The organism is Mycolicibacter nonchromogenicus (genome assembly GCF_002101775.1).
GTDB lineage: Bacteria > Actinomycetota > Actinomycetes > Mycobacteriales > Mycobacteriaceae > Mycobacterium > Mycobacterium nonchromogenicum.
Map to the genome: position 1 here is coordinate 50,128 of NZ_LQPI01000073.1, position 8,750 is coordinate 58,877.

The following is an 8,750-nucleotide window of genomic DNA, read 5'->3' on the forward strand; positions in this document are numbered from 1 at the left end:
AGGAGCCCGATGACCGATCTGACGAACCAGCGCGTGCCGCCGAAGTATGCCTGCGGTGAGACGTTCGTCCCCAAGAGCCGGTACATCGACCCCGAATTCCTCCAACTTGAGCTCGACCGGCTGTTCACCCAGGTGTGGCAGACCGCCTGTCGCGAGGAGGAGATTCCGGAACCGGGCAGTTTCTACGAGTACCGCGTCGGCCGGCAGTCCATCGCCGTAGTACGTCAAAAGAACGGTGACATCAAGGCTTTCTACAACAGCTGCAGCCACCGGGGGATGAAGGTGGTCCAAGACTGCGGGACCGCCGGTGACGGTGAGTTGCGATGCCCGTTTCACGGGTGGCGCTACGCACTCGACGGGCGCTCGTCGTTCGTGCCGTGCCGTGAGGAGTTCGCTTCCCGGCCTCGTGAGCAGTGGGGGCTGACCCCGGTCAACGTGGACACCTGGGGTGGTTGGGTGTTCGTCAGCATGGCCGAGGATCCTCCGGACCTTCTCGCGTGGCTGGATCCGCTGCCCACCGCGCTGGCGCCGTTTCGCCTGGAGGACATGCGATTCCGCTGGCGCAAGCGGACTCCGCTGCCGGCCAACTACAAAACCGTGATCGATGCGTTCATCGAGGGCTACCACACACCCGGAACGCACCCGCAGACGTTGCGTACCGCGCGGACTCCGCGGCCCAGCACCGAGCCCGCGCAACCCCAGGAGTATGCGTACGCGCCCTACACTCCGACGATCACCTACCGTAACCACTCGAGGTTCATCTACACACAGCGCCCGGAGACGGCCGAGCGCGACAAGGGGCGACACGAGCAGGCATCACGCCCGGAGGTTTTCGCCAACGCGATGCAGTACAACTACCTGGGCGTCAACGCCCTGGTCACCGAGCGCGACTACCGGGCGGCCCAGAAGCTGGCGACCATGGAGCCCAGCGATGTCCCGCCGTTCGTGCTGTATCACCAGATGTGCGAGGAACTGGCGCTGGCCGAGGGTGTCGACTTTCCCCGGATGTCGATGGAGCAGTACTTCGCCGGCAATGGTGACTGGCACATCTTTCCGACGATGGTCATCCTGGTCGAGAAGTCCTGCCTGCTCGGGTATCGAATGCTGCCTGACGCGCAGGACCCGAACCAATGCATCTTCGAGATGTTCACACTCGAACACTTCGCTCCCGGAGATGTTCCCCAGACCAGTTGGCAGGAGTTCGACCGCTGGCAGGACCACGACGGCTGGGGTGAATTACCCACCCAGGATCTGGAGAACATCGCCGCCATCCACGCGGGCATGCACTCCAAGGGTTTCGACGGACTCTGGTTGAACACCGCGCAGGAGATGTCGATCCGCAACGAGCACACGATCGCCGACCGCTTCATCTTCGGCGACGGTGACGATGGCTGACACCTCGATTCAACGGCCGGTCCCGGAACTGACCGGTCTGAATCGGCCGTACTGGACCGCCGGCGCCGACGGTGTGTGGCACCTGCAGCAGTGTGTCGACTGCCGGCGTCTGATTCACCCGCCGGCCCTGCGCTGCCCCCATGACCACGGTGCGACGGAATACGTCGCGCTCAGCGGCCGGGGGCTTGTCGAATCGTGGACCGTCAACGAGCACCCGTTCCTGCCGGGGTTCACCCCGCCCTACATCGTGGCGTTTGTGAACCCGGTGGAGGATCAGCGCGTTCGGGTCCTGACCAACCTGGTCAACGTCGACGCCGGTGACGTGGTCGCGGGGCTGCCGGTGCGGGTGTCGTTCGAGCAACACCACGCCGATGACGACGACGTGTACATCCCCGTCTTCGAGCCGGACCTCTGATGGCCTCACCGTTGACTGACCACGTCGTCATCAGTGGCATCGGACAGTCCGCCATCGGCCGACGACTCGGCGGTGATCCGCTGGAGCTCACCGCGCAGGCGTGCCTGGCTGCCGTTGAAGACGCCGGCCTCACCCTGGCCGACATCGACGGATTGACCACGTATCCCGGTGCCTCGCAGGCAGGGCCGGGTTTCTCCGGCGCATCGCTGCGGGAAGTCCACGACGCCCTCGGGATCCGGCCGAACTGGGTGGCAGGGGGAGTGGAGTCCCCCGGCCAGCTCGGTGCGGTTGTCGATGCGATGCTCGCGGTGGCCGGCGGGCTGGCCAACCACGTGCTGTGCTGGCGCAGCATCTGGGAGGGCACCGCACAGGGGACGGGCCGGCGCCGCGGGTACGGATCCGCCGGCGCGCGGCCAAGCGGGATGCTGGGCTGGCAGCTGCCGTACGGAGCCACGGCCGCCAACCTCGCAGCCATGCAGATCCGCGCCCGCATGATCCGCCACGGACTCACCCGTGAACAGCTCGCATCGATCGCCATCGTCCAGCGGGCCAACGCTGCGATGAACCCCTCGGCGATCTACACCGAGCCCTTGGACACCGACGCCTACCTGAATGCACGCATGGTGTCAGAGCCACTGTGCATGTACGACTGCGACGTCCCGTGCGACGGAGCCACCGCGTTCGTCATCTCGCGCGCCGAACATGCCCGCGCCCTGGACCATCCGGCGGTGACCATCGAGGCGCTGGACTGTGCTCACCACGACCGGTTCAGTTGGGAAGGTGGCGAGGACATCACGCGGATCAGTTCGCGGTGGTCGACCATCTGGGATCGCACCGACTTCACCGCCGACGACGTGGGATACGCGTCGCTGTACGACGGGTTCAGCGTGTTCGTGCTGTGTTGGCTCGAGGACTTCGGCTTCTGCAAATTCGGCGAGGCGGGTGAGTTCGTGGCCGACCCCGCACGGATCTCACTCGCCGGGCAGCTGCCGATCAACAGTGGCGGTGGTCAACTCTCGGGCGGCCGGCTGCACGGCTTCGGCCATCTGCATGAGGCGTGCCTGCAGGTGCGCGGTGAAGCCGACGGTCGCCAGATCGAAGATCTGAATCTGGTCGCCGTCGGGGTGGGCGCGGCCAACAGCGGGACGACCGCGATGCTGTTGCGACCCAGCTGATCACCCCCATTTCGTCACAGTGACGTTTTGTTGACGAGTTGCCCTCTGCGACAAGGGGAGTGCCATACGCGCCTCAGTGGGGAACAATCCCCAATCAGCCCAGCCGACCACACTCACGACGGCCCACCAGGGAGCCAACACCCGCACACTCCATCACGCCAAGGACAGGAACGTCAGTCACGTCACCGACCACCGAGCCTCTGGCGCCTTCATCATTGACGTCGAATGCCCCTGCGCCGCAAGTCATTACGTCACAGTGACGTAATGGAACACTGCCGCCGGAAGTGCGCCGTCCGGCCGCAGTGTTGACGACGGCCGAAATGTCGGCCGGTGGCGACGGTTGAAAAGTAGGCCACGTGGTCGTGGTTATTGTGCCGTGTTGTCTGCCCGTGCGGAGGGCAGTGTGTCGATTCCGGTGTCTTTGAGTCGGTAGCTGGAGCCTTTGAGGGTCAGGACTTCGGCGTGGTGGACGATGCGGTCGATCATGGCCGCGGCGACGACTTGGTCGCCGAAGACGTCTCCCCAGCGGGCGAACGGCAGGTTGGAGGTCAGGATCAGCGAGGCGTGTTCGTAGCGGCTGGAGACCAGTTGGAAGAACAGGTTGGCGGCGTCCTGTTCGAAGGGGATGTAGCCGACCTCGTCGACGACGAGCAGCTTGATGCGGCGCAGTTTGGCCAGTTCGGCGGCCAGACTTCCGGCGTTGTGGGCGGCTTTGAGGCGGGCGACCCAGTCCACGGCGGTGGCGAAGGCGACGCGGTGGCCGGTTTGGGCGGCTTTGATCGCCAGCCCGATGGCCAGATGTGTCTTGCCGGTGCCCGGTGGGCCGAGCAGGACCACGTTGTGGGCTTTGGCCAGGTAGCCGCTGGTGGCCAGGTGGGCGATGAGGTCTCGGTTGAGTGCGGGCTGGTGGTCGAAGTTGAAGTCCTCCAACGATTTCGGTGCGGGGAACCCGGCTGAGCGGATGCGGATGGCCGCACCGGAGGCCTCGCGGGCGGCGACTTCGCGTGACAGGACCGCCGCGAGGTACTCCTCGTGGCTCCAGCCGCCCTCACGGGCCTGGTCGGCCAGTCGGGCCGCCGACTCGCGGATACGTGGGGCCTTGAGCACCCCTGCGTAGTGCAGCACGTCTTTGATCGGATCGTCGGCCATGATCAGGCCACCTCACCATCAGCGCCGGCACCGGTGAAGTCCACACCGAAGGCGCGGTCGTAGTCGGCCAGATCCCGCACCGGATGTTCCTGGGCGTCTCCGTGGGCCCTCTGCTGGTACCGGCGACGCAACACCGCCGCGGTCGCGACGTGGACCGGATCGGTGATGGTCTGCCGCGCCGCCCAGCAGCGCTGGTGACTGGCCAGCACACGCCCGGACCGGGTGACCGTCACCTGCGTCAGGGTGGTGCGGACCTGCACCAGTTGACCGATGGCGGTCGGATCGACCGAGTAGTCGTTGCCGACCACCCGCAGGTGGTAGTCGCGGCCCAGCCGCACCGAGGACACCACGTCGACGACCGGTGGCACCGCAGGCAGGGCCAGCATCTCGGCCCGATCAGCGGCGAGGGCATCGACCGGGCGGCCGTCGAGGACGCGGACCCGGCGTGCGTTGGCCATCGGAAGCCACTGCGTCAACTGGTCATTGAAATCCTGCGGGGACTCGAAGACCCGCCCCGGCAGAAACGAGGTCTCCAGATACCGGTTGGCCCGCTCCACGATGCCCTTCGACTCCGGGTCGTAGGGTTTCAGCTGCACCACCCGCGATCCCAACGTCCCCATCAACGCCGTGACCGGGTCAGTCAGCCGCCCTCGGCGGCCGATCCCGCCTTCGTTGTCCCACCACAGCTCGCGCGGCACCGCCGCGAAGCTGCCCGAGATCAGCTGCCACATCCCGGCCACCAGGTCCGTCGCCTGCCGCGACGGCAACATCATCGCGGCGATGAACCGCGAGCACGCGGCCACCATCACCAACACCGGCAACGCCGCGTGCTGGCCGAACCCGACCGGGACCTTGGCCGGTGGGAACCACAGGTCACACTGCACCGCCCGCCCCGGCGGGTGAGCAAGCCGGTCAACCGGATCGGCCGGAAGATACTCCGGACGGATGGCACGCACCCGCTCCCGAAACCACGAGATCGAGCCCGACCAGCCCACCCGCTCGGCGATCACCGTCGCCGGCATCTGCGGATACGCCGCCAACAACGCTCGAATATGCGGCTCAACCGCACTGATCGCCGAGGCCACCGGCGCCCGCTGATACTTCGGCGGCCCATCACTGGCCAACGCCGAAGCCACTGTGTCACGCGCGATACCCAACCGCTTGGCAATGGCCCGCTGCGACAAACCCTCGCTGCGATGCAGATGCCGGATCAACGCCCAGTCCTCCAAGGAGATCACCCATCCAATCAGATCGGGTGGCCTACTTTTCGACCGTCGCTTCCGGCCTAGATTTCAACCGTCGCCAACACCGCAGAAGGAGGCTCGGGCCGTTGGAGCCTGGACCGGCCATTGATATGTGCCGGAGCGGGCACGGACCAACAAGGGTCCAGCGACTGGCGGGCAACATCGGAACAACTGCACGCGATCCGCACGGGCACCGCACAGGTGTCCGATCCGCGATTTACGGAGAGTGCGGCGGCGCGGTAAGCCGGGCGCTCTCAGCTAGTAGCGGACCGGTCTGGCGCGATTTACCCCCGAAGGTACGAGAAGTGCCGGACAAGTTGCGGAAAGAGTTGAAAGTGGCGGAAGGCCGGGTACGGTCCGTTCTATGGCGAGATCATCCGGAAACGTAGACCTGCCTAACGGCCTACAAGTGATTCACGCGCTTCGCAGGGACGACATCCGGGATCGCGTTATGAGATTCGCCGGAGGCCCGCTTAGCGAGGGAGTCCGCGGTGGGCGGTCACAGTCCTATGACCACTGCTACAACTACTTCATCGACCACCATGATCGGCTCACCGATGACGTCGAGAAGAGTTGCGCAGTATTGGGCCACTACCTGGCCAGCTGGGGCATGTATCGCGGATCATCCTACCTTTTCAAGCATACGAACTCGGCTCATTTCGTCCCGCTCATCGAGTACGTCAGAGATAGCGCAGTTGAGCTCAGGAGCATCGACCTCCCGGAGTACGAGAGCAAGATCGATCGAATTAGCTCGGCGTACAAGGAGGTTGGCGAACTAGCACTTGGTGGAACAACTAGTGTTCGAGTGACACTTGCCACCAAGATCATGATCGCGGCGTTCGGTTGCGTGCCGGCGTTCGACACGTACTTTCGCATGGGAATGCAGAGGATTCAACAGGATCTTCCGCGGCGTCAGCGCGTCGCGTTTGATCAACTCGATGAGCCCAGACTCCGTCGGCTGTCAGAGTTCTATCGGGCGAATCAAGCTGACATTGACCAATTACACCAAGAATCACGAACCGTCCGATTTCCTGATGGCGCTCCGACCGTTCACCGGCTAACCCGAGCCAAAATCATCGATATGTACGTGTTCGATCTTGGTATGAATCCATGAGTGTTTGAGGTAAGGCCCTCGTATTGGCCTCGTTTTCAAGCGTAGTCGACAGCTGCCCGGTGCCCTTCCCGCAGGTATCCCGTAACGCCGATAACGTACATTATGTCAACTGATCTGCACATCCCATCAGATGAATGATTCCCCTGCCCGCTCCGCTGTCATCTCCGTTTGGGCTTGGATGGCGCCGTGTCGTGAGACCGTGACAAATGTGCCGTCTGCAAACCGCATTTAGGGAGGGATCGCCGTGAAATCGGTACTCCCATCGGTATGACCGGAAGTCGCATCGGATCACCGGCATCGGCGCGGTGTCGTGACCGCACCTCCAACCACAACTGCTTGAAGAAGGGTCTCCAGAAAGATGGCGAACAGTCTCAGCGCACGTGGCGTACTGAGCACCTTGAAACCTTTGAGTTCGGCCGTACACATGAACGTGGCGGGTGCGGTTCGCACCCGGCGCCGCGGACACAGAGGCTGGCACGGTGCAGTCAACACTGCTTACGATCCGCTGGATCCAGCCATCGCAGCCCAACCCTTCGAGGCCTACCAGTCCCTACACCGCGAAGGTCGGGTTCACTACAACCCGAAACGGGCTACCTGGGTCCTCACTCGCCTCGAGGATGTGAGAGCGGCACTTCGCGACACCGACCGCATCAACAGTAGCCAGGGCGTCACCCGCATTCGGATGGCCGCCGATCTGGTCGTGCTCACCGACGGCGAGCAGCACAGCCGGCTGCGCAAGCAGGTGCAGCCCGCATTCACCAAACGCGCACTCGACAGCTGGCGGGCCATCACCGAGGCAATTGCGGCGGAGGTCGTTGATCGCGTCATCGCTGACCCCGGTTGCGACGTGGTGGCCGAGCTCGCCATCCCGATGCCCCTTCGGGTGATCGCCGGCATCCTGGGCGTTCCCGAGGCCGACATCCCCGACTTTCGTCGGTGGTCCGAGCGCAGCGTGCAGATCATCAACTTCACCCCCTCCCCGAGCGGAGTGGTCGGAATGGCCAAAGCGGCCGGTGCGGCTTTGGCGTTGCGGCGATACCTGCTGGCTCAACTCGGCAGCGGTCATCTCAAAGACTCTGGCACTGTTCTGGGGCGGCTACTGGAACACAACACTGACGGCACCCTCACCGACGATCAGTTGTTTTACATCGCCGTGCTGCTGCTGATAGCCGGCAATGAGACCACCACCAACCTGCTCGGCGGCATGTTCGACGCGTTCGCCACCTACCCCGAGCAGTACGACCGCCTCCGAGCCGATCCGAATGTCATCCCGATGGCGATCGAAGAGTTGCTGCGGTTCACCTCCCCAATCCAGAATCTCTACCGGTATACGTGCGCCGACTACCCTGTAGGCGACGTGACCATCCCTGCGGGGTCACGCGTCCTGCTGTCGTTCGGTGCAGCCAACCGCGATCCCGACGCCTTTGACGACCCCGACTCATTCCGCGTCGACCGCAACCCCCGCATGCACGTCGCCTTCGGGTACGGCGCGCACATGTGCATCGGAGCCCCCCTTGCTCGGATGGAAGCCGAAGCCGTCCTACGTCAGCTCGTCACCCGGGTCGAACGGATCACTGCCGTGGGACCAACATCTTGGTCGACCAACAGTTCGTTGCGCGGCCCCACAAAGCTGCCTATCCGCTTGGAAACGTCGTGAGCACCAGAAACCGAAACGAGTCTGCGATGAGTCCCGTATGCGGCGTCACCGGCGGCGCCGGAGGCATGCGGCTTGAAGCACAACCTATTGGCATCTCGCAGAGCAAGGACAACACACACATGACCCATACCGGCAAGCGCGTCCTGCAGTTGGGTCCGTCGCACGGCGTCGCCGGCATCATCGTTGGCGTGGCCCATTTCGTCGTTCCCAGCCGGTTTGACTCCTTCAACCGTCTTGGATTTCCCGATCGCGCACGCACATTCACCTATATCAACGGAGGTATCGAAACGATGCTGGGGATCCTCGCGATGATCCCTCGAACTCGCCGACACGCTCGAGTCCTCGGCCTCTGTTACATCACCTATCTGACGATCTGCATCGCAATTACCCAGTTTCGATTACGCCGGGGTTGAGGAGCTGGCGCGCCGTCAGCGCCGCCCCCACCGCTGCCACCGACGACGCCGCCTGGAGAATCCGAAACCACATACTTGACGCCGTCACGATGACCCACTGACGGGAGCCGACTAGACGGTATGGGTGACCGTCGGCGTTGAGCTGGGGGTTGCGGGCCGGGGCCCCACTCACCCATGTTCGTGGGTTA

General features: G+C 64.1%; 8 protein-coding genes. 6 read left to right on the forward strand and 2 right to left on the reverse strand.

The window, feature by feature from the left end; genetic code table 11:
* Positions 1 to 9: 9 nt before the first annotated feature.
* Genes AWC18_RS18820 through AWC18_RS18830 form a run of 3 tightly spaced genes read left to right on the forward strand, consistent with a single transcriptional unit; the run spans position 10 to position 2,985 of the window.
* Positions 10 to 1,395: an aromatic ring-hydroxylating oxygenase subunit alpha gene (locus tag AWC18_RS18820; protein WP_085139707.1), complete on the forward strand. Its 1,386-nt coding sequence runs from the start codon at positions 10 to 12 to the stop codon at positions 1,393 to 1,395.
* Positions 1,388 to 1,810, forward strand: a complete 423-nt coding sequence (locus tag AWC18_RS18825) for a Zn-ribbon domain-containing OB-fold protein (protein WP_085139708.1) — start codon at positions 1,388 to 1,390, stop codon at positions 1,808 to 1,810. Before AWC18_RS18820 ends, AWC18_RS18825 begins: the two co-directional genes overlap by 8 nt.
* Positions 1,810 to 2,985, forward strand: coding sequence for a thiolase family protein (locus AWC18_RS18830; RefSeq protein WP_085139709.1), 1,176 nt, complete (start codon positions 1,810 to 1,812; stop codon positions 2,983 to 2,985). Before AWC18_RS18825 ends, AWC18_RS18830 begins: the two co-directional genes overlap by 1 nt.
* A 366-nt stretch (positions 2,986 to 3,351) precedes the next feature.
* On the opposite strand, the gene istB is transcribed toward AWC18_RS18830, so the two are convergent.
* The gene (istB, locus tag AWC18_RS18835; protein WP_207504739.1) at positions 3,352 to 4,134 is read right to left on the reverse strand and encodes an IS21-like element helper ATPase IstB; all 783 of its coding nucleotides are present in this window, start codon (positions 4,132 to 4,134) and stop codon (positions 3,352 to 3,354) included.
* Between the two features lie 2 nt (positions 4,135 to 4,136).
* Positions 4,137 to 5,372 (reverse strand): IS21 family transposase, encoded by a 1,236-nt coding sequence (istA, locus tag AWC18_RS18840; protein ID WP_109560138.1) that lies wholly within the window; start codon positions 5,370 to 5,372, stop codon positions 4,137 to 4,139.
* Between the two features lie 370 nt (positions 5,373 to 5,742).
* Here istA and AWC18_RS18845 point away from each other — a divergent pair, with 370 nt between their 5' ends.
* From AWC18_RS18845 to AWC18_RS18855, 3 genes are all read left to right on the forward strand, one after another.
* Positions 5,743 to 6,492, forward strand: a complete 750-nt coding sequence (locus tag AWC18_RS18845; RefSeq protein WP_133055008.1) for a hypothetical protein — start codon at positions 5,743 to 5,745, stop codon at positions 6,490 to 6,492.
* A 358-nt stretch (positions 6,493 to 6,850) separates the two neighbouring features.
* The gene (locus AWC18_RS18850) at positions 6,851 to 8,149 is read left to right on the forward strand and encodes a cytochrome P450 (RefSeq protein WP_085139711.1); all 1,299 of its coding nucleotides are present in this window, start codon (positions 6,851 to 6,853) and stop codon (positions 8,147 to 8,149) included.
* 26 nt (positions 8,150 to 8,175) lie between these two features.
* The gene (locus tag AWC18_RS18855; RefSeq protein WP_234806593.1) at positions 8,176 to 8,562 is read left to right on the forward strand and encodes a DoxX-related protein; all 387 of its coding nucleotides are present in this window, start codon (positions 8,176 to 8,178) and stop codon (positions 8,560 to 8,562) included.
* Positions 8,563 to 8,750: the final 188 nt, after the last annotated feature.

Coding starts and splice junctions, on each gene's coding strand:
- AWC18_RS18830 (WP_085139709.1), top strand. CDS start 1,810: ATGGCCTCACCGTTGACTGACCACGTCGTCATCAGTGGCATCGGACAG.
- AWC18_RS18820 (WP_085139707.1), top strand. CDS start 10: ATGACCGATCTGACGAACCAGCGCGTGCCGCCGAAGTATGCCTGCGGT.
- istB (WP_207504739.1), bottom strand. CDS start 4,134: ATGGCCGACGATCCGATCAAAGACGTGCTGCACTACGCAGGGGTGCTC.
- AWC18_RS18850 (WP_085139711.1), top strand. CDS start 6,851: ATGGCGAACAGTCTCAGCGCACGTGGCGTACTGAGCACCTTGAAACCT.
- AWC18_RS18825 (WP_085139708.1), top strand. CDS start 1,388: ATGGCTGACACCTCGATTCAACGGCCGGTCCCGGAACTGACCGGTCTG.
- AWC18_RS18855 (WP_234806593.1), top strand. CDS start 8,176: ATGAGTCCCGTATGCGGCGTCACCGGCGGCGCCGGAGGCATGCGGCTT.
- AWC18_RS18845 (WP_133055008.1), top strand. CDS start 5,743: ATGGCGAGATCATCCGGAAACGTAGACCTGCCTAACGGCCTACAAGTG.